This is a genomic window from Rhizobium sp. BE258, from assembly GCF_031457345.1.
GTDB lineage: Bacteria > Pseudomonadota > Alphaproteobacteria > Rhizobiales > Rhizobiaceae > Rhizobium.
The window spans coordinates 357,303-383,372 of the sequence record NZ_JAVDWL010000001.1 but is presented as its reverse complement, the minus strand read 5'-3'; the positions used below and the strand labels follow the sequence as shown (position 1 = coordinate 383,372).

At 62.2% G+C, this 26,070-nt stretch carries 22 protein-coding genes; 5 read left to right on the top strand and 17 right to left on the bottom strand.

Going from position 1 to position 26,070, the window contains the following annotated elements:
• Window positions 1-4: 4 nt before the first annotated feature.
• The 3 genes from J2X43_RS01900 to J2X43_RS01890 all read left to right on the top strand — a co-directional run bounded on the left by J2X43_RS01900 (window position 5) and on the right by J2X43_RS01890 (window position 2,793).
• Window positions 5-940 (top strand): NAD-dependent epimerase/dehydratase family protein, encoded by a 936-nt coding sequence (locus tag J2X43_RS01900; protein ID WP_310290461.1) that lies wholly within the window; start codon window positions 5-7, stop codon window positions 938-940.
• Between the two features lies 1 nt (window position 941).
• A complete protein-coding gene (locus tag J2X43_RS01895; protein WP_405049556.1) occupies window positions 942-1,520 on the top strand; it encodes a sugar transferase in 579 nt (192 codons plus the stop codon).
• A gap of 271 nt (window positions 1,521-1,791) precedes the next feature.
• The gene (locus J2X43_RS01890; RefSeq protein WP_112389053.1) at window positions 1,792-2,793 is read left to right on the top strand and encodes a LacI family DNA-binding transcriptional regulator; all 1,002 of its coding nucleotides are present in this window, start codon (window positions 1,792-1,794) and stop codon (window positions 2,791-2,793) included.
• A gap of 33 nt (window positions 2,794-2,826) precedes the next feature.
• Here J2X43_RS01890 and J2X43_RS01885 read toward each other — a convergent pair whose 3' ends face one another.
• The 17 genes from J2X43_RS01885 to J2X43_RS01805 form a co-directional block, all read right to left on the bottom strand.
• Window positions 2,827-3,618 carry a transporter substrate-binding domain-containing protein gene (locus tag J2X43_RS01885; protein WP_310290456.1) on the bottom strand — a complete coding sequence of 264 codons (792 nt, stop codon included), beginning with the start codon at window positions 3,616-3,618 and terminating at the stop codon, window positions 2,827-2,829.
• A 22-nt stretch (window positions 3,619-3,640) separates the two neighbouring features.
• A complete protein-coding gene (locus tag J2X43_RS01880; protein WP_310290454.1) occupies window positions 3,641-4,558 on the bottom strand; it encodes a N(4)-(beta-N-acetylglucosaminyl)-L-asparaginase in 918 nt (305 codons plus the stop codon).
• A 9-nt stretch (window positions 4,559-4,567) separates the two neighbouring features.
• Window positions 4,568-5,302, bottom strand: coding sequence for an amino acid ABC transporter ATP-binding protein (locus J2X43_RS01875; RefSeq protein WP_310290452.1), 735 nt, complete (start codon window positions 5,300-5,302; stop codon window positions 4,568-4,570).
• Window position 5,303: 1 nt separating this feature from the next.
• Window positions 5,304-5,975: an amino acid ABC transporter permease gene (locus J2X43_RS01870; RefSeq protein ID WP_310290448.1), complete on the bottom strand. Its 672-nt coding sequence runs from the start codon at window positions 5,973-5,975 to the stop codon at window positions 5,304-5,306.
• A complete protein-coding gene (locus J2X43_RS01865; RefSeq protein ID WP_310290447.1) occupies window positions 5,975-6,646 on the bottom strand; it encodes an amino acid ABC transporter permease in 672 nt (223 codons plus the stop codon). The genes J2X43_RS01870 and J2X43_RS01865 overlap by 1 nt, the downstream gene beginning before the upstream one ends.
• Window positions 6,647-6,795: 149 nt before the next feature.
• Window positions 6,796-8,292, bottom strand: coding sequence for a DegQ family serine endoprotease (locus J2X43_RS01860; protein ID WP_405049555.1), 1,497 nt, complete (start codon window positions 8,290-8,292; stop codon window positions 6,796-6,798).
• A gap of 275 nt (window positions 8,293-8,567) precedes the next feature.
• Window positions 8,568-10,388: an ABC transporter ATP-binding protein gene (locus J2X43_RS01855; protein WP_310290442.1), complete on the bottom strand. Its 1,821-nt coding sequence runs from the start codon at window positions 10,386-10,388 to the stop codon at window positions 8,568-8,570.
• A 27-nt stretch (window positions 10,389-10,415) separates the two neighbouring features.
• Window positions 10,416-11,171 carry a DUF1028 domain-containing protein gene (locus tag J2X43_RS01850; RefSeq protein WP_310290440.1) on the bottom strand — a complete coding sequence of 252 codons (756 nt, stop codon included), beginning with the start codon at window positions 11,169-11,171 and terminating at the stop codon, window positions 10,416-10,418.
• Window positions 11,172-11,174: 3 nt separating this feature from the next.
• Window positions 11,175-12,959 carry a gamma-glutamyltransferase family protein gene (locus tag J2X43_RS01845; protein WP_310290438.1) on the bottom strand — a complete coding sequence of 595 codons (1,785 nt, stop codon included), beginning with the start codon at window positions 12,957-12,959 and terminating at the stop codon, window positions 11,175-11,177.
• 21 nt (window positions 12,960-12,980) lie between these two features.
• Window positions 12,981-13,853, bottom strand: a complete 873-nt coding sequence (locus tag J2X43_RS01840; protein WP_112538753.1) for an ABC transporter permease — start codon at window positions 13,851-13,853, stop codon at window positions 12,981-12,983.
• Window positions 13,850-14,797 carry an ABC transporter permease gene (locus tag J2X43_RS01835; RefSeq protein ID WP_112388847.1) on the bottom strand — a complete coding sequence of 316 codons (948 nt, stop codon included), beginning with the start codon at window positions 14,795-14,797 and terminating at the stop codon, window positions 13,850-13,852. Before J2X43_RS01835 ends, J2X43_RS01840 begins: the two co-directional genes overlap by 4 nt.
• Window positions 14,798-14,857: 60 nt before the next feature.
• Window positions 14,858-16,366, bottom strand: a complete 1,509-nt coding sequence (locus tag J2X43_RS01830; RefSeq protein WP_310290432.1) for an ABC transporter substrate-binding protein — start codon at window positions 16,364-16,366, stop codon at window positions 14,858-14,860.
• A 48-nt stretch (window positions 16,367-16,414) separates the two neighbouring features.
• Window positions 16,415-17,146 carry a FadR/GntR family transcriptional regulator gene (locus tag J2X43_RS01825; RefSeq protein WP_112538782.1) on the bottom strand — a complete coding sequence of 244 codons (732 nt, stop codon included), beginning with the start codon at window positions 17,144-17,146 and terminating at the stop codon, window positions 16,415-16,417.
• Window positions 17,147-17,318: 172 nt separating this feature from the next.
• Window positions 17,319-18,119 (bottom strand): inositol monophosphatase family protein, encoded by an 801-nt coding sequence (locus J2X43_RS01820; RefSeq protein ID WP_310290429.1) that lies wholly within the window; start codon window positions 18,117-18,119, stop codon window positions 17,319-17,321.
• Window positions 18,120-18,148: 29 nt separating this feature from the next.
• Window positions 18,149-19,210 (bottom strand): ABC transporter ATP-binding protein, encoded by a 1,062-nt coding sequence (locus tag J2X43_RS01815; protein WP_310290427.1) that lies wholly within the window; start codon window positions 19,208-19,210, stop codon window positions 18,149-18,151.
• A complete protein-coding gene (locus J2X43_RS01810; RefSeq protein WP_310290425.1) occupies window positions 19,207-21,447 on the bottom strand; it encodes an iron ABC transporter permease in 2,241 nt (746 codons plus the stop codon). Before J2X43_RS01810 ends, J2X43_RS01815 begins: the two co-directional genes overlap by 4 nt.
• Before the next feature lie 78 nt (window positions 21,448-21,525).
• The gene (locus tag J2X43_RS01805; protein WP_112388852.1) at window positions 21,526-22,554 is read right to left on the bottom strand and encodes an ABC transporter substrate-binding protein; all 1,029 of its coding nucleotides are present in this window, start codon (window positions 22,552-22,554) and stop codon (window positions 21,526-21,528) included.
• Between the two features lie 180 nt (window positions 22,555-22,734).
• Here J2X43_RS01805 and J2X43_RS01800 point away from each other — a divergent pair, with 180 nt between their 5' ends.
• Both J2X43_RS01800 and J2X43_RS01795 read left to right on the top strand, forming a co-directional pair.
• A complete protein-coding gene (locus J2X43_RS01800) occupies window positions 22,735-23,748 on the top strand; it encodes a substrate-binding domain-containing protein (RefSeq protein WP_112388853.1) in 1,014 nt (337 codons plus the stop codon).
• 237 nt (window positions 23,749-23,985) lie between these two features.
• Window positions 23,986-25,899 carry a DUF5054 domain-containing protein gene (locus tag J2X43_RS01795; RefSeq protein ID WP_310290418.1) on the top strand — a complete coding sequence of 638 codons (1,914 nt, stop codon included), beginning with the start codon at window positions 23,986-23,988 and terminating at the stop codon, window positions 25,897-25,899.
• Window positions 25,900-26,070: the final 171 nt, after the last annotated feature.

Below are 26,070 nucleotides of genomic sequence, written 5' to 3'. Positions count from 1 at the left end.
TTCAATGTTCCTTCTGACGGGAGCGACGGGATTTGTCGGCAAGGGAATGCAGGAGGCGCTGCGGCAGCGCGGGATTGCGTTCCGGGCGGCTGGCCGGCATGCATACCCAGGGCTATTTCCTGTCGGCGAGATAAACGGCCATACGGACTGGTCGGCAGCTGTTTCCGGCGTCAATGTCGTCGTCCATTTGGCATCGGTCAATCAGAACGTAGTTGAGGGCGACCCGGCGGCTATTCAGACCTATCGCGCGGTGAATGTCGATGGAACGCTTAATCTTGCGCGACGGGCCGCTGCCGCAGGCGTGAAGAGGTTTGTGTTCGTCAGCACCATTAAAGCGAATGGTGAGTGGACCACGGACGGGCAGCCGTTCAAAGCTGGTGACGCGCCGAATCCGCAGACAGACTATGCTGCTACGAAGCTAGAGGCCGAGCAGGGACTTCACTCTCTCTCCGGCCAGACGGGCATGGAGGTGGTCGTCATTCGTTCGCCACTGGTCTACGGCCGGCATATGCGCGGTAGTTTCAACGCGCTGGTAAACTTGGTCCAGCGTGGGTTGCCGCTGCCTCTGAGATCCATTCGCAACAGGCGCTCGATGGTCTATCTTGGCAACCTGATCGATCTGATCGTCCTCGCCAGCGGACATCCTGCAGCAGCCGGAGGCACTTTCCTCGCCGGGGACGGTGAAAGTCCATCGACGCCGGAGCTGTTGAGGTTGATCGGTTCAACGGTCGGTTCGCCGGTACGCTTATTACCGTGCCCCGGTTTTTTGCTCGAAGTTGCCGGGCGTGCGCTTGGCAAGCAGGAGCTTGTGTATCGGCTGACGCGATCGCTGGAAGTCGATATAGACGCAACCCGTAGCCGGTTGGGCTGGACGCCGCCTTTCGGTATGAGCGAGGGACTGGCACTCGCTCTGGACTCACGAGTGCCTTTACGGACATGAAATGACACAGACAATGAACCAACTGATCAAGCGGCTCTTTGATTTTTGCGCGTCTCTGGGCGGCCTTATTGTGCTTTCGCCAATCTTGCTCGTGCTTGTTATACTCGTGAGGCGGTCTTCTCCCGGCGGCGCGCTTTTCCTGCAGAAGCGTGTGGGCCGGTATGAGGTTCCGTTTACCTGCATAAAGTTCAGGACGATGGCAGCCGGTACACCCAGTGTCGGCTCTCACGATGCCGCCGAGGCGTGGATCACGCCGATCGGCAGGACGTTGCGTGCCTACAAGCTGGACGAGCTCCCGCAGCTCGTCAATGTGCTGCGCGGCGACATGAGTTTGGTAGGGCCGCGCCCCTGCCTGCTGACACAGCCAGATGTGATCTCGGCGCGCCGGGCCAAAGGCGTGTTCGCCGTCCGGCCGGGCATTACTGGGCTCGCCCAGATCGCTGGCATTGACATGTCGACACCGGAAAAGCTTGCGGCGGCCGATGCCGAGTACGTCAAAACCGTCAGCCTATGGCGCGACATCGCGATGATTCTAGGCTCAATCCTCGGCAAGGGGAAGGGCGACGCTGCGCTCCGGTGAGACCACTGGCGCTGCGGTCTACGGGGGCCGCCCGCCTTTCACATACCACAATCCGCTTCGAAGCATTCGTCTATCTTATCACCGTAGTGATCTGGCTCCGGTGAATGGGCTTGATGCAGGCATTTCGCCGCCTAAGGAGCTGACCCATTTGGGCCAGATTGCGAAGCGCGGCGCAATCTGGCAGTTTGGGCTGAAAATGGCTGGTATTTAGCATGGCCATGACGGCAAGCTTGCGGTATCAGGCCGGAAGAAGGTGGGGAAGCAACTGACGATGAAAGCACCGACCGGCCGTGATGCCGCTCCGACGATTGCCGATGTTGCGCGGCTGGCCGGCGTTTCCCGCGCTGTCGCAAGCCGGGCCCTTTCGACCGAGCCGCGGCCGGTATCCGCCGACAAGCGCGAGCGTGTCATCGATGCGGCCAATGCCCTCGGCTACAAGCCGAACCTTTTGGCCCAGAGCCTGACCACCAAGACGGTCAATCTCGTCGCCGTCGTCGTCAACCACATTCACGATCTGTCGGACCTCGACCTGTTCGACCGGCTGATCGATCAGATCCAGGCGATCGGCAAACAGGTCATCCTGGTGCGCATCGGTTCGGTCGCACGCGTCGAAGAGTTCCTTAGAAACGGTGTCGCCTATCATGTCGATGCGGGGTTGGTGTTCTCGGACTTCGCCGATGCGACCACCGTGCGGCGGATGTTCCGCTCCGATCTGGTGGTCATGCTGAACGGGCTGCATGACGAGCTCTCGCCCGTCGTGATGCCCGACGAGGCCGTCGGTATTTTCGAGGCGGTCGCGGATGCCGCCAGCAAGCGGGTGCGCACGGCGGGTCTGGTCACCGGCCGCGCCTCTTCGCCGGTCGAGCATGCGCGTATCGGTCTTTATCGCAAGGCTTTCGAACAGCACCGGATCGAATTGAAGCGCACGGTTCAGGGGGACTATTCCTATGCCAGCGGACATGCCGCTGCGGCTGTGCTCGCCGGTGATGATTGTCCCGATGCGATCTTCTGCACATCGGATGCCATGGCGATGGGCATTCTCGATGTCTGCCGCTCGGATTTTCCGGGCAACCGGCCGCCGCGTTTCCGGCTTTATGGCTTCGACAACCTGTCGCTGACCGATTTCGAGGCCTATCCGATCTCGTCGATCGGCTACGACAAGTCCGATTACGTCCGGCATATCGTCGATTTCATCGCCAATCCGGAGGCGTTCAAGCCGGGACAGCCGCCGATCATGGTGCCGACGCGCTTCGTGCTGCGCGCCACCTCCTAAAGAAAAGGCCGCCCGGAGGCGGCCTTTATTGTCTCACCACTGCGGGTTCAGAGCCGGCGGGTTGGCTTCAGCGCCCCACCACTTCTTGTAGTTTGCCTCGTAGGCGCCCGACTGGATGTAATCGGACACGAACATGTCGAGCCAGCGGACGAATTCCGGGTCGCCCTTGGCGACGGCCATGCCGATCGGGTCGTTGGAATAGAGACCGGCAAGCGTCACCAGCGTCGGGTTCTTGGTCGCGAGATAGTCGAGCAGCGAGGAGTCCTCGATCGCCGCATCGACGCGCTTCTGCTGCAGCTGCAGCACGCCGTCGGGCGCGAACTGGTCGACATAGACGAGTTCCGCATCCGGAACGGCGGTCTTCAGGAAGGTTTCGCCCGTCGTTCCGCGGCCGACGACGATCTTCTTGCCGGCGAGATCCTTCAGATCCTTGATGCCCGCATCCTTCTGCACGATGATGCGCAGGCCGGCACGGTTATAGGGGATCGAGAAATTGACGACCTTGGCGCGTTCGAGCGTGGCCGAGGTATTGGCGATCGCCACGTCGATCTGGCCGGAGACCAGCATGGAAATGCGGGCGTCGCCTGAAACGTCGGTGAATTCGACCGGCACGCCGATCTTTTCAGCCAGGCGCTTGGCGACATCGGCGTCATAGCCGACGGGATTGTTCTGGTCGTCGCGGAAGCCGATCGGCTCGCCGCCGAGCGACACGCCGATGCGGATCGTGCCGCGCGAACGGATATCATCGAGCATGCCGGCAAAGGACGGCAGAGCCGAGCCTGCGACAACAGCGATCGCAGCAATTGCGGTGAGTAAGCGTTTCATTGTTCCATTCCCTCTTCGTTGATTATGCCTGTTTCGCAGTCCGCAATTCCGGTTCGGACATCGAATCCTCCCAGAGCCAGTAGCTGATCTCGCCCTCGCATCTGAAATTCACAACCTCATGATTTCCTTTTGCGTCAACCGCATGAATGACGACGCCGGCAAGGAAACCGGTATTGAGTTCGCTAAGCTCCTCGACGGCAAGCTTGATCGCGTCGGAGAGCGAATAGCCGAGCTTCATGGCGAGCACGATGGTGCGCGAGGTCGAGCAGCGCATGGTCATTTCGCCGGTATGGGTGCAGGCGGCCGCGCCATAGCGGCTGTCGGCGTAGAAGCCGGCGCCGGGGATCGGCGAGTCGCCGAGACGGCCCGGATATTTCCACGCCCAGCCAGACGTGGAGGTTGCCGCATGAATGCCGCGGGTAGGATCGGCCGAGAGGAACACGGTCGTGTCGCGGACGCGCTCGGGATCGGTGATCGCCTTGCTGAGCGGCGCCAGCGGAATGTTCGGGAACTTCGCCAGTTCTTCGGCCGACAGTTCTTTTTCCAGCCGCTCCCACCAGACGCGCTTGCTGTCTTCGAACAGCACGTCGTCCTCGGGGAAACCGATTTCACTGGCAAAGCGGCGCGCGCCATTGCCTGTCAGCATCACATGCGGCAGTCGCTTCATGACTTCGTGGGCCAGTTTCGCGACCGGCAGCGTATTGGGTACGGCCCCGACAGCGCCGACGTCACGGGTAGTGCCGTCCATCACAGCGGCATCCAGTTCCATGTCGCCGATCATGTTTGGCCAGCCGCCGAAACCGACGCTGCGAACCTTAACTTCGCTCTCGACCTTGCCGATGCCGGCAACCATGGCGTCGAGGCTGTTGGCGCCGCTGCGCAGCATATCGACCGTATGAGCAAAACCCGGCCAGGCTTCTTTGTTGGCGATGAGCAGCATGAAAAACCTCTAATCTTTACGCATTTTGGAAAGGAACTGGGCAACGCGGGGCTGCGCCATGCCGCCATCGGCGGCGAAAAACTGTTCGGTCGGCAGATCGACAAGCAGCTTGCCCTTGTCGAGGAAGACGATCCGGTCGGAAATCTGTCGGGCGAATTCGATCTCGTGGGTGACGAAGAGCATGGTCGTGCCCTCTTCGGCGAGCTTGGCGAGGATAGCCAGCACCTCGGCCGTCATTTCAGGATCGAGCGCGCTCGTCACTTCGTCGAGCAGCAGATAGCGCGGCTGCATGGCAAGCGCCCGGCAGATACCCACACGCTGGCGCTGGCCGCCCGAGAGCTGTGCCGGATAGGCATCGGCACGTTCGCCAAGACCGACCGAAGCCAGAAGGGCGCGCGCGGTTGCTTCGGCTTCGGCCCGCGGCTTCTTCAGAACCTCGATCGGAGCCAGGGTTATGTTACCGAGCACCGTCATGTGCGGATAGAGATTGAACAGCTGGAAGACGGTGGCGGAGCGCTTGCGCGCCTCGGCCAGTTCCTTGGGCCTGCCGGTGTCGAATTCGTCGACAAGGATCCGGCCGCCATTCAGCTTTTCCAGGCCGTTGATGCAGCGGATCAGCGTCGATTTTCCGGAACCTGACGATCCCAGGATCGAGACGACCTCGCCGGGATTGATGGTCAGGTCGATGCCGTCAAGGACGGTGGTCGAGCCGAACGCTTTCTTGACGTTTTCTACTTTGAGCATGTCAGAGCCCTCTCCAGGCGCTATGAGCCCTGAGGCGGTTTTCGAAACGGGTGCCGAGAAGCGCGACGAGCTTTGCGGTCGCATAATAGAGCAGGCCGACGGCGGTCCAGACGATGAACGGCTTCAGCGTCCTGAGATTCAGGATATTGCCGATCTTGGTGAGATCGACGACGCCGATCACCGAAATCAGCGACGTCACCTGCAGCTGGTTGACGAGCAGCGCGATCAGCGGGCCGATCGCAAAGGCCATCGCCTGTGGCGCCACGACATGGCGCAGCACCTGCCAGCGGGTCAGGCCGAAGACGCGGGCTGCCTCGATCTGGTCGCGGCCGATCGATTCGATCGCCGAGACGGCGATGACATAGACGAAGGCGGCGGTGTTCGCCGACAGCGTGATCGTCGCGGCCGTAACAGGCGTGATGCGGATATGGAAGAGCGCCGGCAGGCCGAAGAAGACCAGGAAGAGCTGCACCAGAACAGGCGAGTTCTTCAGGAGCTCGGAGACGAAGGTAACGATCTGCAGCAGCACCGGTACGCGGTAGAAGCGCACGACTGCCCAGAGAATGCCGATCAGCAGACCGATCAGCGACGTGCTGAAAAACAATGCGACGCTGACGCCGAGGCCCTGGGCGAGCAGCACGAAATCGTAAGAGGTGAAATCGGTATAGCGCATCAGCCGACGGCCTCCATCAAGTCACGGTTGAGGCGGCGGTGAAGCAGCGTGACACCAAGCGACACGAGATAGGTGAGCACGGCATACGCAACCAGCAGCACGACATAGACTTCGAAGGGCCGGTAGGTCTGCGACACGACGATCTGCGCCGAACCGGTGAGCTCGTTCAGCGTGATGGTCGAGAGGATCGACGATGTGAGGATCAGGTTGATCAGCACCGAGCCGAGCGGCCGGATCGACGTCCTGAGCGCGATCGGCAGAACGATCTTGGTAAAAGTCACCCGGCGCGACAGGCCGCTGACCTCAGCCGCTTCGATGATGCCGGGGTCGATCGCCAGGATCCCGGCTCGGATGACATCGGAAGCATAGGCGCCGCCGGCAATCGACAGCGCCACGACGCCGGTGGTAAAGGCATCGATATAGATGCCGAGTTCCGGCAGGCCGTAGTAAAAGAAGAACAGCTGCACGATGAACGGCACGTTGCGAAAGATATCGACATAGACGAAGGCAACACGCCGCAGCGCCTTGGAGGACGAGGTACGGGCGATCGCCACGAAGGCGCCCATGATGACGCTGCCGAGCAGCGCCAGCGCGCAGGCCTCTGCCGTCAGCAGGGCGCCTTTGGCGAGAAAGCCGATATGCGGCAAAAGGATCGAAAGGTCGAACCGCACGATCGCTCTCCCCAAGCACGATTGAAACCGGTTTCATATTGCTGAAACCGGCGGATGCTGTCAAGCGCCGTGGCAGGGAAGTTGTGGAGATATGACAAGAACGCCCCGCATCCGGAGATGCGAGGCGCTTCCATGACCGTTGAGGGGCCCTAAGCGGCGGAGAAGGGCACGGCCACGAAGGTTTTGTTGCCACCGCGCTCGACCAGGAGCAGCACCGACTTGCGGCCGGATTTGGCGGCTTCGGCGACAGCGGTCTTGGCATCGCTTGCGCCATGCACCGGCTTGTCGTTGACCGAGACGATCACGTCACCGGTCTGGATGCCGGCTGCAGCGGCCGTCTTGTCGGGGTTTACGCTGGCGACGACAGCACCGGTGACGCCGCGCGGCAGGTTCAGTTCCTGGCGGGTGTCCGGCGTCAGGTCGGCGAGGCCGACGCCGATGCTCGGGCCGGTCTGGACCTTGCCATCGCCTTCATCGGCAGATGCCTGCTTCTGTCCGTCGTCATTGCCACCGATGGTGACATTGAGTTCGGCGCTCTTGCCATCGCGCCAGACGGTCAGTGTCTGCTTGGCGCCGGGCGACATGTCGGCAACGAGGCGCGACAGGTCCTTCGGCGTCTTGACGGCTTCGCCGCCGACCGCAGTCACAATGTCACCGGTCTTGATGCCTGCATGGGCAGCCGGAGTATCATCCGATACGGCAGCGACGAGAGCGCCCTGGGCATCGGTCAGGCCAACTGCATCGGCGACATCCTTGGTGACGGCCTGGATCTGCACGCCGAGATAGCCGTGGTCGATCGAGCCGTTCTTCTGCAGCTTGGCGACGATGGTGCGGGCTTCGGCGGATGGAATGGCGAAGCCAACGCCGACGCTGCCGCCGTTCGGCGAGTAGATGGCGGTGTTGATGCCGACGACATGGCCGTCACGGTCGACAAGCGGGCCGCCGGAATTGCCGTGGTTGATCGGCGCGTCGATCTGGATGAAGTCGTCATACGGGCCACTATGCAGGTCGCGGCCACGGGCCGAGACGATACCGGCGGTCACTGTGGTGCCGATGCCGAACGGATTGCCGATGGCCAGAATCTGGTCGCCGAGCTTCAGCTTGTCGGAATCACCCCAGGCGACGGTCGCCAGCGGCTTCGGAGCCTGGATCTTCAAAACGGCGATATCCGACTTCGGATCGGTGCCGACGAGTTTGGCGGGCAGTTCGGTACCGTCATCCAGCGTCACCTTGATGTCGATGGCATTGTCGATGACGTGGTTGTTGGTGACGATCACGCCATCGGGGCTGATGATGAAACCGGAACCGAGCGCCATCGCATGCTGGCCGCTGTCATGTTGTGGGGCCTGGCGCGGCATGGGGATGCCCTGCTGCTCGAAGAACTGGCGGAACTGCTCATCCATCGGCGAGGACTGCTGGTCGCTGGTGTCGGTGGCCTTCATCGTCGTCGTTACGGTAACGACGGCCGGCTTGTCGGCATCGACGATCGGCGCGAACGAGCCACCGGGGGCAAACTTGCCGCTGACTTCGGCAGGCGCGGCAACCGCGGAGGCGGCATTGATGGTGAAGGGCAGCGCGGCAGTGCCGGCAATCAGGGCGGCACCGAGAAGCGCTGCAGTGCGGTGCTTGAGGAGGATATTGGACATGGCGAGTGGTCCCTTGCAAATGGTTGCTAAGCGGCGTCGATGTTCCGGGGAACGCGGGCGTCGGGCGAAATGCACAAACTCTTCAAATTAAAAACCGCCGCTTTACTTAGCGATTACTGGTGTTCGTGAAGAATTAGCGCTTGATACTGATATGCGCCGCTCAGGGTTCATTTACAAATTAAATGTTCATTACCGTTTCATTGCGAAACGGTAAGAATTACAGGGAATTAATATTCGGATCGAGAGCGGCCCGCATCGCTGCTGGAGTCTATGTCTCAGGCCTCGACTTGGACCATATGGCCGTTGCCGAGGCTCTTGTAGCAGCGCTTTGGCGGCACATAGCCGAGCGGGCGTAGCGGGCTTTTCAATTCGTCAGTGGAGAGCCCGCGCTTGATGCCGCGGCGCGACGGATCGGGAACCGGAACGGCGGCAATCAGCTTCTTGGTATAGGGGTGCTGCGGATTTCCGAAGACAGCTTCGCGCGGGCCGATTTCGACGATCTCGCCGAGATACATCACCGCGACGCGATGGCTGACGCGCTCGACGACGGCCATGTCGTGCGAGATGAACAGGAAAGCCAGCTTGAGGCTCTGCTGCAGGTCCATCAGGAGATTGCAGACTTGCGCCTTGATCGAGACGTCGAGGGCCGAGACGCTCTCGTCGGCGACGATGACCTTCGGATCGAGCGCCAATGCGCGGGCGATACAGATGCGCTGGCGCTGGCCGCCAGAAAATTCGTGCGGATAGCGCTCCATCATGTCGGGTTTCAGCCCGACGCGCTCCAGCAGATCGGCCGCCTTGTCGCGCGCCTGTGCCTGGGTTCCGAGATCATGGGCGACAATCGGCTCGCTCACGGTGGCGCCGATGGTCATGCGCGGGTTGAGGCTGGCGAAGGGGTCCTGGAAGATCATCTGGATGCTGCGGCGCATGTGCCGGAGGCGCGATGAATCCAGACCTGTCACGTCGTAGCCGTCGAGATTGACCGTGCCGGCGTTCGGCTCGATCAGCCGGGTGATCGATCGGCCGGTCGTCGATTTTCCGCAGCCGGATTCGCCGACCAGCGACAGCGTCTCGCCCTGGAAAAGGTCGAAGGAGACATCCTCGACCGCATGGATCGCGCCGGTGCGCGTACCGAAAACGCCGCCACGGATTGCAAAGCGCGTCGTCAGGTTCTTGACCTCGAGGATCGGCGTCTTGCCGCGATCGACGGTATCGGCGACAGCCACGGGCTCGGTACGCTCGCCGGTGGTGGTGTCGACAACAGGAAAGCGCAGCGGCCACTGGTGGCCGGTCATCGAGCCCAGCCGTGGAACGGCCGAGAGCAGCGCGCGGGTATAGGGGTGCTTGCCGCGGTGGAAAATATCGTCGGTCGGCCCGGCCTCGACGGCTTCGCCGCGATACATGACGATGGTGCGGTCGGAGATTTCGGCGACCACGCCCATGTCGTGGGTGATGAAGAGAACGGACATGCCTTCCTCTTCCTGCAGCAGCTTGATCAGGTCGAGGATCTGGCCCTGGATCGTCACATCAAGCGCCGTCGTCGGCTCGTCGGCGATCAAGAGCTTCGGCCGGGAGGCGAGTGCCATTGCGATCATCACGCGCTGGCGCATCCCGCCGGAAAACTGGTGCGGATATTCGTCGAAGCGGGAGGATGCGTTCGGGATACGGACCTTTTCAAGGAGCCGGATCGTCTCGACCCGGGCTTCGGATTTGGTCATCTCCCCATGGCAGGTCAGCGCCTCTGAGATCTGGCGGCCGATCGTGAAGATCGGGTTCAGCGAGGTCATCGGCTCCTGGAAGATCATCGCAGCGTCGTTGCCGCGGACCTTTCGCATCTCCTTGTCGGACAGCGCCAGAATGTCCTTGCCGTTCAGCAGGATGCTGCCTTCGACGCTGCTCTGCTTCTTGGCGAGCAGCCTCATGATCGACAGCGAGGTAACGCTCTTGCCCGAGCCGGATTCGCCGACGATCGCCACGGTCTCGCCGGGCATGACATCGAAGGAGACGTCGCGCACGACGGGCTTCCAGGTGCCATCCACCAGAAACGAGGTGGTCAGGTTCTTGACCGAAAGCACCGGATTTGCAGCTTCACCCATGTCTTTTTCCTGCTTCATGGTTCGGTCTCAGGTCTTGAGCGGTGTGGCAAAGGAGGCCGAGGGCCGCCCTTCGGCGATGCGGGCAGCCTCGACGGCGGCAATTTTCGCGTCGATCTCGCGCCGGTCGATCATGCCGCTCGGATTCTGGCGCGTTGCCATCGTCTCGGCGACATAGAGGTAGCGCTCGCTGGCGACAGCATAGAGCCGGCGCAGCTCCGCCAGCGGATCGGTATGATCGTCGGCGCGGATATTGAGCCAAGCGTAATCCTGGTCGCGGTAGATGACGAGGGCGGCCGATTGCTTGCCGCGCTTGTCGCCACCGGCGTTTTCACCGGCCTGCATGGCTTCAAGCAGCCGTTCGGCCAGCGGCTTGCCTGCGGTCTTCTGATAGGTGGCGAGCGTTGCCGCGATCACCTCGGGACCGGCCAGCATGTTGCCGGCCACCGAGACATTTTCGGCCACCAGATGCCCGGCCCAGTCGATGCATTTTTCGCCTGTGAAGGCCGCATTCTGTCCAGCTGAGTCGATCAGATGAAACTGCCGCTGACTGCGGCCTTCGTCGCGGGCGGCGAGTTCCGCAACGATCGCCTCCGGCGCCTGGCCGGCACGAAGCATCGCCAAACCGTCGATGCCATTCAGCGGATTGACGAAGGCTTGCGTCGCGACCGCACCGATCCCGCCACGGATATGCGGCACGATACCGCCAACGGCGAAGAAGCGGCTGGCAACGGCAATGCCGAGATGGCCGGTGTCCGGGTCACGGGCGACGATCGAATAGGTCACGGTCTATCTCCCCACCGCATAGGCCTGCATCAGGCGCGGGGTCGCCGCAGCCCGCAGCAACCCGTCGGCATCGCGGCGTGCTGCGGTCAGGCGGCCGACGGTCCATGGATCGGCAACCGTCAGCTTGTGACCCTTCTTGCGCAGGGCCTCGAGAACGCCCTCGCCGAAATTCGCTTCGGCCATCAAGCTGCCCGGCTCGCGGGTGCGGGGGTAGAAGGAGCCCGGAAAATGCGAGGTGTGGAACAGCGGCTGATCGATCGCCGCCTGCAGGTTCATCTTGTGATGGACATAGCGCAGGAAGAAGGAGAGCTGCCACTGCTCCTGCTGGTCGCCGCCGGGCGTGCCGAAGGACAAGGTCGGGCGTCCTTCATGAAGCGCGATCGACGGCGTCAGCGTTGTGCGCGGGCGCTTGCCGGGGGCAAGCGAGGTCGGCAGGCCGGGCTTCAGCCAGAACATCTGGGCGCGGGAATTGAGGCAGAAGCCAAGGCCCGGCACCGTCGGCGAAGACTGCAGCCAGCCGCCCGACGGGGTGATCGACACCATATTGCCCTCGCGGTCGATGACGTCGATATGGACCGTGTCGCCGCGCTTTTCGGAGAGATGCGCCATGGTCGGCTCATAGACCGCGCCGGTCTTGGAGGTGACGCCGAGCATCTCCATCGTCAGCGCATACTGGTCTTCGAAGCCCGGCACGATACCCGGCTGCAGCTCAAGCGATGCCTCTGGCTTGATGAGCTTGCGGCGCTCGTCGCTATAGGCGTCCGACAGCAGATGCTCGATCGGGATCGTCGAGAAATTGGGATCGCCGTAGTAGATTTCGCGGTCGGCGAAGGCGAGCTTCATCGCTTCGGTGACGGTATGGACGAAATCGGCACCGGCAGGATCCATCGAGGCGATATCGATGCCCTTCAGGAGCGCCAACGTCTGCAGGAAGACCGGTCCCTGACCCCACGGGCCGATCTTGGCGACCGTCCAGCCGTGATAGCCGTAGGTCTGCGGCGCTTCGATCGTGGCTGACCAGTTGGCCATGTCATTGGCGGTGATGACGCCCTTATGCTTGATGCCACTCGCATCCATCACCTCGGTCGAACCAGCATAGCGCTCGATCGCCTCGGCAACGAAGCCGCGGTAGAAGGCATCGCGCGCAGCCTCGACCTGTTCCCCGCGGCCGCGCTTGGCTTCTGCCTCTGCGATGATCCGCTTCCAGGTCCCGGCGAGAACCGGGTTCTTGAAGTTGGAGAGCGGCTCGGGTGCGGCGCCACCGGGCAGCCAGGTCTCGTAGGATGTCGGCCATTCCTTCTCGAAGAAAGAGGCGAGGCCTGCAATGGTCGCGGAGACGCGCGGCAGAATCGGATGGCCGTTTTCAGCGTAATAGATCGCCGGTTCCAGCACGTCGCGAACGCTCATCGTGCCGTAGTCGCGCAGCATCAGCATCCAGCCGTCGAAGCTGCCGGGAATGACGGTCGAAAGCAGACCGTCGCCCGGGATCAGCTTCAGGCCTTCTGATGTGTAATGTTCGATAGTCGCGCCTGCCGGGGCCGGGCCCTGCGCACAGATGACCTCGACCTTGTCCTTCTTCTTCGAATAGAGGACCGCAGGCATATCGCCGCCCGGGCCGCAGAGATGCGGCTCGACGATCTGCAGGACGAAGCCGGTCGCGACAGCCGCATCGAAGGCGTTGCCGCCCTTTTCGAGAATGCTCATGCCGACCGCCGAGGCGATCCAGTGGGTGGAGGTAACGACGCCGAACGTGCCGAGGATTTCGGGACGGGTCGTGAATGCGGTCATTTCGAATGTCCTTTCAGGAAATCATGCTTCGCGCGGATCGAGCGCATCGCGCAGGCCGTCGCCGAGGAGATTGAAGCCGATGACGACGAGGAAGATCGCCGCCCCCGGCCACATCGCCATCCATGGGGCTTGGGAGAGGAAGTTCTTGGCAACGTTCAGCATCGATCCCCAGCTGGCGGCGGGCGGCTGCTGGCCGAGACCGAGGAAGGAGAGGCTGGCCTCGGCGATGATCGCCGTTGCAATCGTCAGCGTCGCCTGCACGAGAATGGGGGCGGCGACATTCGGCAGGATGTAGCGGGTGATGATCCTGAAATGCCGGAGGCCGATCGAGCGGGCGCCCTCGACATATTCCTCTGTCTTCACGGCCAGAACCTGGCCACGGGTCAGGCGGATGAAGATGGGCATGGCCGAAAGGCCGATAGCGATCATCGCGTTGGTGAGGCTCGGGCCCAGGAAGGCGGCAAGCGCGATCGCGGTGATCAGGAACGGCATGGCAAGGAAGGCTTCGGTGATACGCGAGATGATCTGATCGACCCAACCGCCGAAATAGCCGGCCATCAGGCCGAAGGGCACGCCGACGATCACGGCGATCGCTACCGAGAAGACGCCCGCCATCAGCGAGGCCTGGGCCCCCCAGATCATCCGCGAAAGGATGTCGCGGCCGAGGTCGTCGGTGCCGAGCCAGTGGGCGGCTGATGGCGCCTTGCGGATCGCCGACCAGCTGGTGCCGTTCGGATCGGGAATTGGCAGCAGAGGTGCCGCAATCGCCAGGATCGCGAAGAAGGCGATGATGCAGAGACCGGCAAGCGCGCCCTTGTTGGCCTTCAGCTTGCGCCAGGCGCGGCTTGGCACGCGCTGTTCCGTGGTGACAGCGACCTGATCGATGGCGGTCATAGCGAGGCCCTCATGCGCGGATTGAGAAGGACGTAGAGGATATCGGCGATGAGATTCATCAGGATGAAGCCGATCGCGGTGCAGAGCACGACGCCCTGGACGACCGCATAGTCGCGGTTGAAGACGGCATCGACGATTAGCTTGCCGAAGCCCGGAATGGTGAAGATCTGCTCGGTAAGGACGGCACCCGCAAGAAGCTCGCCGAAGAGCAGGGCGCTCAGCGTCACGATCGGCAGAACTGCATTACGGAAGCTGTGTTCCAGCACGACCGAGCGCTCCGAAAGGCCCTTGGCGCGGGCGGTGCGGATGTAGTCGGCGCTGAGCACGCTCAGCATCGCCGAGCGCGTGTGCCGCATCAGCGTCGCGGCCAGCGCATTGCCGAGCACGAAGGAGGGCATCAGCATCGTCTGGATCGAGCGGATCGGGTCGTTGAAGAAGGGTTCGTATCCGGAGGCGGGCAGCCAGCCGAGTTTCACCGAGACCAGGAGGATCAGCATGATGCCGAGCCAGAAATTCGGGATCGAAAGCCCGGAAAGCGCGATCAGGTTGGCGATGTAGTCGAATGCGGTGTTCTTCTTCACCGCCGCCAGGATGCCCATGGGAACGCCGATCACGAAGGCGAAGATCATCGACATGATGGCGAGCTGGATGGTGACTGGGAGTTTCTCGGCCACCAGTTCCAGAACCGGCTGATTGGTTCTGAGCGAAATGCCGAGATCGCCCTGCAGCACCGAGCCCAGCCAGGAAACATACTGGTAAGGCACCGGATCGTTCAGCCGGTATTTCTCGCGCAGATATTCGATCACCTGCGGATCCCGCTCTTCACCGGCCATGGCAAGGATGGGGTCACCCGGCAGCAGCTTCTGCAGCGAGAAGACGAAGACCGATATGATCAGCAGCGTCGGAATGGCGACGAGAAGCCGCTTGGCGATGTAGGTATACATGAACGATCCTGAGCGAGCGGAGAGAGGCGGCGAGTATTACCCGCCGCCGCGATGGCTGGTTCAGCCTTCCTTCTTGACGCCGGTCAGACGGATCATGCCGTCAGGCGAGGCGACGAAGCCGGTGACGTTCTTGTGCATCGCCCAGATCCACGAGTTATGGCCGAGATAGATGATCGGCATGTCGTCGTTGAGGATCACGGCCGCGGCGTCATACTTCTGCTTGCGCACCGCATCGTCAGTGGACGCGCGGGCCTCGTTCAGCAGCTTGTCGACTTCGGCATTGCAGTACTTGGTATCGTTGATGCCGCCCTTGCAGGTGATGAACTGGTGGATATTGCCATCGGGATCGATACGGCCCGACCAGTCCGAGCGGCTGAGCTGATAGTTGCCCGCCGTCTGCTCAGACAGCAGCGTTGCGAATTCCGTCGAGCGGATGGTGACGTCGAAGCCTGCTTCGGCAACCATCGACTGGACAACCTGCATCATCTGCGAGGCGACCGGGTTGTTCTGCACCTGCAGCTCGATCGGCACGCGGTCGAAACCGGCTTCCTTGATCAGCGCCTTGGCCTTGTCGAGATCGCGGGCGGGAACCGGGATATCCTTGTCGAACCATGGGCTGTTCGGCGGGAACGACTGGTTGCCGGCAACCGAGGTGCCTTCATAGACGATCTGGTTCAGCGCATCGCGGTCGAGTGCCAGCGAGAAGGCCTGGCGCAGGCGCTTGTCCTTGCCGAACGGATTGTCGGCGCGCGCACCGTTGCCGACATTGGCATAGAGCGCCATGTAGCCGGTGCCGATCGCGTCGGCATAGGTGAGGCTCGTATCTTCCTTCACAGATGCCGCGTCGGTCGGTGCCAGGCGCTCGATCATGTCGAGATCGCCGGAGCGCAGGTTGGCGAGGCGCACCGTAGTATCCGGGATCGGCAGGTAGGTGACCTTGTCGACGAAGATATTGTCCTTGTTCCAGTAATCCTGGAACTTCTCGAGCACGATGCGGTCCTGCTGGACGCGCTCGACGAACTTGAAGGGACCGGCGCAGACCGGGTGATTGCCGAAATTGGCACCGAGCTCCTTGGCAGCTTTCGGCGAGACGATCATGCCGGCGCGGTCGGAAAGCTGGGCGAGAAGCGTCACGTCAGGGCTCTTCAGCATGAATTTCACTTCGTATTCGCCCGAGGCCTCGACCTTCTCGACCGAGGTCAGCTCGCTCTTGCGGCGCGATTCCGGCAGCGTCATGTTGCGTTCGATGGTGGCGACCACGGCCGCCGCGTTCATCGGCGTTTCGTCGTGGAACTTGACGCCTTCGCGCAGCTTCATGGTCAGCGTCTTGCCGTCGTCGGACCATTTCCATTCGGTCGCGAGCTGCGGCACGATTTTCAGGTCGGGCGTCACGTCGACGAGCTTGTCGCACATCGCGGTATAGACGATGCGGCCGACAAAGGTGCGCGACTGCGCGGGATCGAGCACGTCGGCATCGTCCTGCAGGCCGATCTTAAGCTCGGCGGCAAAGGATGGAAGGGCAACAATTGCCCCGGCTAGAAGGGTCGTCACGAAACTGGCGGTCTTCATTTCACTCTCCTCTGGTTCTTTTTTATTTGCTTCATTGCCGGTGGCTCTTCAGGTGAGCTCTTCTTTGGTCTCCGGTATCTGATGGTCGAGCGAGGTCATGCGGACCAGGCTCTCCTGCAGCGTCAGCAGATGCTGGCGCATTGCTTCGCCGGCTCTCGCCGGATCACGGGCAGCGATGGCATCGACGATTGCGGTATGCTGTCCGTAGGTCACGGTGCGCGTCTTGCTGGCGGCGCGGGCGCGTTCGCGGATTGTCTGCCAGGCTTCGTCCTGGCGCACACGGTTGATGACGTCGAAGATCGTCAGGAAGAACTGGTTGCCGGCCGATTGCGCGATATGCCGGTGCAGCGCGCCGTCCCACAGTTCCCGGCCGTCGGCATCGGTGCTTTCGTAGATCTTCTTGACCAGCTCATACATGCGCTCGACGTCGTGCTTCTTGGCGCGGATGGCGGCAAGCTGAGCGAGCTGCGGCTCGATGCGCAGGCGCACTTCCATGATTTCCATCAGGTCGGTGCCGGCGACGATCGAATCCACATGCTCGCTCCAGCCGTCGGGGCGCCTTCCGGCAAAAGTGCCGGATCCCTGGCGGCGCCAGATCAATCCCTCGGCTTCGAGAACTTCGAGCGCGCGGCGGATGGCGCGGCGGCTGACGTCGAGCATCTCCGAAAGTGCCCGCTCCGTCGGCAGCTTGCCATCGGCATCGAGGCTGTCCGAGCGCAGCAGCGCACGCAGCTTGTCGAGTGCGTAATTGGAGTTCCCCGTGGTCTCATCCATGCGAATGGTCCGAACCAATTTCTTATTGGTTCAATCCAAAACCATATTGGTCCACCTCGTCAAGCGGTTTTTTGTGCAATTTTTGCAGCGCACAAAAATTAGGCTGCGATCTTCGCCATGCACAAAAAATCCGGCGCCGATGACGCCGGATTGGGCAGGTCGAAGATGCGAAAATCCCTTAGATACCCGCGATCTTGCGCAGGTCGTCGGTGGCGCCGGGAGCGGTGGCCAAAACCGGCGATCCCTTGGTCAGGCGCTCGCCTTCGGTCGGGAAGGGGTGGTACCAGCCGCCGGCTTCCTTGACGAGGCAATAGCCCGCCATGCAATCCCAAGCATGCATGTAGGGCTCGTAATAGCCGACCAGGCGGCCGGCCGCGACATAGGCGAGCATCAGCGCGCCGGAGCCATTGCGGATGAAATTGCCGCCGGCTTCCAGAAGGTTTTCCACCATCTTGCCGACGAAGGCCGGCGTCACATGGTTGTTGGCGCCGATGCCGGTGACGGCGTTGCGGATGGTACGCGACGGGTCGAGCGACAGCTTATTGCCGTTCAGCGTGGCGCCCATGCCGAGAGCCGCCGCATAGAGCTCGTCGTGGCAGGGTGCCGAGATGACACCAACGACCGGGATGCCATCGTGCAGGAGCCCGATCGAGACGCACCAGTTCGGCATGCCGTTGACAAAGGGGCTGGTGCCGTCGATCGGATCGACCACCCAGGTGAAGCCCGATGTGCCGGTCTCCAGGCCGTATTCCTCGCCGAGAACGCCATCGGTGGGATGGGCTTCGTTGAAGCGCTTGCGGATCAGGTTTTCGACCTCGCGGTCGGCGATCGAGACCACGTCCTGCGGATCGCGCTTGGTTTCGATCACAAGCGTTTCGCGGCGCTTGAAATAATCGAGCGCCACGGCTCCGGCCTCGCGGGCCACGGCTTCGGCCAGCGCAAGGCGCGCTTCGAGCCCGGGTACGACATGCGACGTCATGAAAATCTTCCCTTGATGAAATGCGGCGCTCAGCCGCCGATGATGGCAATGCCGCGATCCTTGAAGCCGATCTCCACCTCTGTCAAAGGCGCAAAGGCCCTTTCCACTGCGGGATCGACGACGAAGAGCGTGCCGTTGCTGGTTTTGACTTCGTATTCCACATGGTCGCCGAGATAGGCGGCATGGGTGATCTGGCCGCTGAAGGCGCCGCCGTTTTTCTGCGCCAGCGTGATGGCGTTCGGGCGTACCGCCAGCAGCGCCGGGCCGGGGCGCATGTTGCGGCCGGAGATGCGATGCGTCAGGCCCTCGACATTGATCGTCGCGTGATCGCCATCGATGCCGACGACATTGCAGGGCACCACATTGGCCTCACCCATGAAGTCGGCGATGAAGGCCGACACAGGCTGGTCGTAGAGATCGCGCGGCGCGCCCTTCTGCGCGACTTCGCCATCCTTCATGACGATGATCTGGTCGGAGACCGCAAGCGCCTCGTCCTGATCGTGGGTGACGTAGACGGCGGTGAAACCAAGCCGCTGCTGCAGCTCGCGGATCTCGGTGCGGACGCGGCGCCGAAGCCGGGCGTCGAGGTTCGACAACGGCTCGTCGAGCAGCAGTACCTGCGGCTCAAGCACCAATGCCCGGGCAACCGCGACACGCTGCTGCTGGCCACCGGAGAGTTCGGCAGGCAGGCGTTGACCCATGCCGCCAAGACCGACGAGCTTCAGGCCTTCCTCGGCGCGCTCGCGTGCTTCCTTGCGCTTGATGCCCGACGATTCCAGACCGTAGGCGACATTGTCGAGCGAGGTCATGTGCGGGAACAGCGCATAGGACTGGAACACCATCGAGACATCGCGCTCGTTGGCCGGCAGCATGGTCACGTCCTTGCCGCCGATTAGGATGCGGCCAGCGCTGGGATGCTCGAGGCCCGCAAGCATGCGCAGCGTCGTCGTCTTGCCGCAGCCGGACGGGCCAAGCAGGGTCACCAGCGTGCCGGGCTCGATGGTCAGAGACAGATCGGGGATCGCTGTGAAGGCGCCGAAGGTCTTGCGCACGTTCTCGAAGACGACGGAACCGGGTTTGTTGCTGCTCATGCGGTTTTCTCCTGACCGAGAGGTGCGGATGCTATGGCCGCCGGTGCCGCCATGGCGACGCGGTTTTCGCGGCGCAGACGGCGTTCGCCGACCAGGAACTGGAAGCCGGCGATGACCGTGACCATGACGACGATGAGGGCCGAGGAATAGGCGATGGCAACGCCATACTCGCCATTCTCGACAAGGCCGACGATATAGGCGGTGGACATGTTGTATTCGGCGCTGACCAGGAAGATCACGGCGCTGATCGAGGTGATGGCACGCACGAAGGAATAGACGAGGGCGGCCGTGATCGCCGGGCGCAGCAGCGGCAGGATGACTTTGCGGATCGTCCGGAAGCTGTTGGCGCGCAGCGTCAGCGATGCCTCGTCGAGGCTCTTGTCGAGCTGGCTCATGGCCGCCACGCCGCCACGCACGCCGACCGGCATGTTGCGGAAGACGAAGCAGGCAACGAGGATCATCGCCGTGCCGGTCATTTCCAGCGGCGGCAGGTTGAAGGCCATGATGTAGCTGATGCCGATGACCGTGCCGGGGATCGCGAAGCTCAGCATCAGCGCGAATTCGAAGACATTGCGGCCGACGAATTTCTGGCGGACGATGATATAGGCCGTCAGCAGGCCGACAGCGGCCGTGAGCGGGGCGGAGATCAGAGCGATCTCCATTGTCGTCCAGAACGAATTCCAGGCGACCCCCGTCCACGCCAGGCCGCCGTCATCACGGAACCCGATCGAGAAGGCGCGAATGTAGTGCTCGAAGGTGAGCGTGTTGTCGAGACCCCAGGTGCGAACGAAACCGCCGAACAGGATCATCGCATAGACGACGATGGTGAAGATCGCCCATGGGATGACGAGGGAGTGAACGGCAATCGAGACGCCGCGCGGCAGGGCGATATGCTGACCGGAATCGCCCTTGCCGGTGACGGTCGCATAGCTCTTGCCCTGTAGCCAGAAACGCTGGGCGATGAAGGCCGACATGGTGAAGACGAGCAGGATCATGGCGAGCACGGCGGCGCGGGCCGGGTCGTTCTGTGAGCCGACGACGGCAAAGAAGATTTCCGTCGACAGCACGCCATGGCTGCCGCCGAGCACCATCGGGTTGCCGAAGTCGGCCATGCTCTCGATGAAGCCGATCAGAAAGGCGTTGGCGAGACCGGGCTTCATCAGTGGCAGCGAGACGCGCCAGAAAGTGCGCCAGCGATCGGCGCGGAGCGTCTGCGACGCCTCTTCCATCGACGGGCTGACGCCTTCGACAACGCCGATGAGCACCAGGAAGGAAATCGGTGTGAAAGATAGAACCTGAGCGATCCAGATGCCAGTCAGGCCATAGAGCCAGCGGCCGGGCTCGACGCCAAGCAGGGAAGATACGAGCTGTGTCGCAACGCCCGAGCGGCCGAAGAGCAGAGTGAGCGCCAAGCCGACGACGAAGGGCGGCGTGATGATCGGCAGGATGGTCAGCAGCCGCAGACCCTTCTTGTAGGGAAAGCGGGTGCGGGTGGCGACCAGCGCGAAGCAGAGGCCAAGCGTCGTCGATCCGGCCGCCGTCATGATCGCCAGCCAGAGCGTGCGCCAGGCAACGCCGCAGCGCTCGCCGCCAACGACACAGCCGAGGCTCCAGACCGATGAATCCTGGATATTGGTGAGAAAGCCGGTCGGATTGAAGGAGCCGTCGAAATCCTGAAAGGCGCCGACGAACATGCTGCCGACGGGATAGAAGACGAAGATGGCGACGAGGAACACCAGCATGGCGATAGCGCCGACCACGAAGGCGTCGCCTTTCATCACGCCGCGTTCGGCAAGGCCGAAGGCGAAGAGAAACACGAAGACAAGGCCGGTCACCACTGCGCCAGCGCCCATCGACGGCTGTCCGTCAGGGAGCGCGCCGAAGAGGGTTTCGGCGAATGTCCAGCTCCAGCCGGAGAGATTGATCGCCAATCCCTCGATCGTCAGGAAAAGCACGCCCAGGCCGCCGGCCCAGGCCAGCAGCGTGGCACGGCGTTTCGGATCGGGAAGGAAGCGCGCGATGCCGCCCAGCAATACGAGGAAGACGGCGATCGCGAGCCACCATCGGCCATAGGTGGTGATCTGCAGGATGCCGGGCGCCGTGGAGGGATCGCCCAGAAAATCAGACAGCCATCCAAGGCCGAAGAAGCCGCCTTCGATCCGATACCACGGGAGCAGTATCAGGGCGGCAATGGCGAAGACGAGAGCGATATCCAGTCTGCGATTGTGGTTCTTCATGGTTCGCTCCCGCTTGAGCACGGCATTATGCTTGGCGGCCGGCAGCCATCGGCAGCCGGCCATTGAGATCACTTGAAATCAGTTCGCCTTGGCGCCGATTTCCTTGTCCCAGCGGCTGAGCAACGCCTTGCGGACATCGGGATTGCCGTATTTGGCGAAGTCGTAGTCGATGAGCTTGATGTCCTCGAACTTCGGTGCTTCCTTCGGAATTTCGGCCGACTTGTTGGACGGTAGCTGGAAGGACTTGGCGTCCTTCATGTGCGACTGCGCATCGGCGCTGAGTGCCCAGTCATACCATTTCTTAGCATTCTCGAGGTTCTTGGCGCCCTTGACGATCGACATCGAGCCGATTTCGTAACCGGTGCCTTCGCAAGGCGCGACTGCCTTGATCGGGAAGCCTTCGACGGTCTGCGCCACGGCGTCATGCATGAAGACGATGCCGATGGTCGACTCGCCGCGGGCGGCCGCCTTCACCGGTGCCGAACCCGACTTGGTATATTGCGAAACGTTGGCGTTCAGCTTCGTCAGATAGTCGAAAGCCTTGTCCTCGCCCATGATCTGCACCAGCGTTGCCAGCGTGTTGTAGGACGTGCCCGAGGAATTCGGGTTGGCGATCTGGATTTCACCCTTGTAGGACGGATCCAGCAGGTCGGCCCAGCACTTCGGTTCCTTGAGGTTCTTCTGCTTCAGGATGTCGGTGTTGTAGCCCCAGCCGAGCGCACCGGCATAAACGCCGACGGTGCGGTACTTGGCGCTTTCGGCCTGCTTCTTGGCCCAATCCTGCAGCTGGTCGAACAGCGGCGACTTGTATTCCAGCGTCAGGTTCTCGGCGGCGGCCTGCAGATGCGGATCGCCGGTACCGGCCCACCAGATGTCGGTCTTCGGGTTGCGGGCCTCGGCGCGAATCTTCGCATAGGTCTCGCCGGCCGAGAGGCGCACCATGTTGACCTTGATGTCGGACTGCTTTTCGAACAGCCCCTTCATCAGGTCGCAGACTTCCTGGTCTGCCGAGCAGATCACATTGAGATTGCCAGCGGCATGAGCCGAAAAGGCAGCAAAAGTCACACTCGCGGCAAGCGCTGCCGCGGCAAGTTTAGCTGAACGCATTCTTTCCTCCTGGATGTGGCGGCGCCTCCACGCCGATCGCCTTTGCAAGCGTGTGCAAATGCTGCATGACCCAGGAAAGCCTGTCAACAGTTTTTGTCACAAAACTGTCATAAATCCATTCGCGGGGATATTGCACGCAATTGCAATATCGTGCACAGTCGCGTGCAAGGGGAGATTCAGTTGGTCACGAAGGTCTTTGTCAGCGCGCAGGAAGTCGCGGAAAAAGCGGGGGTTTCCCGTTCGGCTGTGTCGCGCACGTTTACGCCAGGGGCCAGCGTCGCGCCCGAGACACGCAAGCGGGTGATGGAAGCGGCCGAGGCGCTCGGATATCACGTCAATCATCTCGCCCGCGGGCTGATGCGCAACGAGAGCGGCATTGTTTGCCTGATCGTTTCGGAGATGGGTACACCCTACCGCTCGTCGCTGATCAGGGCGGTGACGCAACATCTGCAGAACTCTGGCAAGATCGCCATGCTGATCAATACCGACCGCTCCGACGGCAGTGTTGACCGGGCGTTGCGGCAGGCGATCCGCTACCGCGCCGATGCCTCGATCATCCTGTCAGGCCAACCCGACAAATCGATCACCCAGCTCTGCCTGAAGAACGGCCAGCGGCTGGTGCTGATCAACCGCGACGACGCGCAGCCGGGCCCGTTCAGGATCAATCTCGACGACAAGGAAGCGGCAAGCCGCATCCTCACCGCCTTTGTGCGCGCCGGCTGCCGTCGCCTTGCCTTCGCCAATTCGGAAGTCGGGACGCCCAGCCTGATGGCCCGCGAGCACGGTTTCGTTGCCGCTGCCGCCGCACTCGGTATGGAGGTCGCCGTCGAGCGCTTCGGCCCGACCGGCTACGAGGCGGGCAAGGTCGTCGCCCAGCGGCTGCTGACGCGCAAGGAAAGGCCCGACGCGATCTTCTGTGCCAACGACCTCCTCGCTTGCGGCGTGATGGACGCGGCCCGCCATCAATTCATGATGTCGGTCCCCGATCAGCTCTGCGTCGCCGGCTTCGACGATATCGAGCAGACCTCCTGGTCATCCTACGATCTCACCACTTTCGCCCAGCCCGTCGAAGCCATCGCTCGCGAGGCAGTCGCTTTTCTGGCGGAACCCGGAAGCGCGGAGGACGACGGGCAGGGCCGGTCGATCAGGCTGCATGCGGAGCTCATCTGGCGAGGGTCGATCCGCGGCGGATGACGGTGTTGAGTCGATCTGTGCATACGATTACACAGATTTTCACAGGCTGCAGATTCTCCGCGCAAAGCTGCTTCTGCAGCATAAAGCTCTGATTTCACGTCTGTAACGGGCAGACGCGCAATCCGCCGACCTCTCCGCTTTGCAACCTGCGTCAAAAGTCGCCTTGAACACGTTTACATTGTCTCGTAGATGTCGAAGCGGCCGGTGCGGTTGCCGAGGCCAGCGAGCGGAATGGACATGTCAGAAAAGCGCGTGCATCTGGTCTTCAAGACCCATCTGGATATCGGCTTCACGGATCACGCGGAAAAGGTTCGCCGCCAGTATCACGAGCGGTTCATTCCGCAGGCGATCGAAACCGGGGCGCATTTCCATGCAGAGAACGCCGATGAGCCGAAGTTCATCTGGACGACGGGCGCCTGGCTGATTTGGGATCATCTGAATTCGCGCTCGCCCGCGGAAGTCGCAGCCCTTGAGCAGGCGATCGACCGCGGGCTGATCCGCTGGCACGGCCTGCCGTTCACGACGCATACGGAGCTGATGTCGCCGGATCTTTTCCGCGCCGGCCTGTCCTATTCGCAGGAGCTCGACCGCCGCTTCGGCAAGACGACGATCGCCGCGAAGATGACGGATGTGCCCGGCCATACGCTCGGCATGGTGCCGCTGCTCGCCGAAGCCGGGATCCGCTTCCTGCATCTCGGCGTCAACACCGCCTCGCCGCCGCCCGACGTGCCGGATGTTTTCCGCTGGCGGGCACCCGATGGCGCCGAAGTCGTGGTCATGTACCAGCGCTCCTATGGCGAGACCTATTTCCCCGAAGGCTTCTCGGATGGGCTGAGCTTTGCCCATACCAACGACAATATCGGTCCGCAAAGCGTGCCGCAGACGGCCGAAGCGCTGCGCGAGATCCGCAATCGCGAGCCGGATGCGGTGATCCGGGCGGCGACGCTGGAAGATTACGGTGCGCTGCTTTGGGAAGCCCGCGAGCGTTTTCCGGTTCTCGACATCGAACTCGGCGACAGCTGGATTCATGGCAGCGCCACCGATCCGCAGAAAACCGCCCGTTTCTTGGCGCTGCAGCGGCTCTATGACCGCTTCGCGGGCGAGGGGTTGAGCCGCAGCCGTCTGGCTTTTGGCCGTGAGCTGGCGATGGTCGCCGAACATACCTGCGGCGTCGATATCAAGTCCTATCTGCGCGACAACAAGGCATGGTCGCGGCAAGATTTCGAGGCGGCGCGCAAGGCTGATTACCGGTTCGCCTATGCCGAACAATCCTGGCAGGAGCAGCGCGATTACCTCGATAAGGCGGTCTCGATGCTCGAGCCTGACGACGCGGCACTGGCGGCGAGCGCCGTTTCCGCGCTTTCGGCTCCGGCAATTCCGGTGATCGCGGGTAGAGAAACGGTCCTCAAGACCGGTGGCTGGACGGTGACGCTCGACGGTCAAAGCGGCGACATTGCATCGATCGCAACGCCGGCGGGGACGGTGATCTCGGGCCGCGGCGGCGCGCTTCTTGGCTATCGCTATGAAAGCTATGATGCAGCCGATGTCGGCAGGCATATGGATACCTATTTGACGCACCGCCAGGAATGGGCGGTGCTCGATCATGACAAGCCTGGCCTCGCCCAATCCGGCGCAGCTCTGTCCCAAGTGTTTTCACCGGTTCTCGAGGCGGCTGCAGGCAACATGATGCTGCTCTCGCTGCCCGAGCGCGCATCGTCGTCATATGGGGTGCCCAAGCGTGTTTCGCTGCGGTTCCTGGATGAAGGCGATGCGCTTTCCATTCAGCTGACGCTGCATGCCAAACCTGCCAATCGCATGCCGGAGGCGAGCTTCTTCTTCGTCACGCCTGCCGGGGATACGGCGTGGAGTTTCCGCAAGATGGGGCTCTGGCACAGGTCGGGCGCGATCGCCGAAAGCGGCGGGGCGCAGCTGCAGGTCGTCAGCGCCGCGCGCACCGGTGCGCTGCAGATCGAACCGCTGGATACGCCGCTCGCAGCACCCGCAAGCTGGGACTTCATGACCTTCTGCAAGGCGCGTCCGGATTTCTCCGGCGGCATCCGGTTCAATCTCCATAACAACAAGTGGGGCACGAATTTTCCGATGTGGTGCGAGGGCGACATCGTCGCGCGCTTCAGGCTTTCCGAAATTTAAGTACCTGAAAAATAATAGCAAAAGTAAGCCGCGGAGAGTGATCTCCGCGGCTTTTCCGTTGTGGAAAAGTCTTTGTCCTTGCCCGCTTGCACTAAGTTGGATACTAATATACTACTTCTTGCCAAGCCAACGGGAGGTGGCGACGGGTGAGGACAACAGGTCAGCGCATCA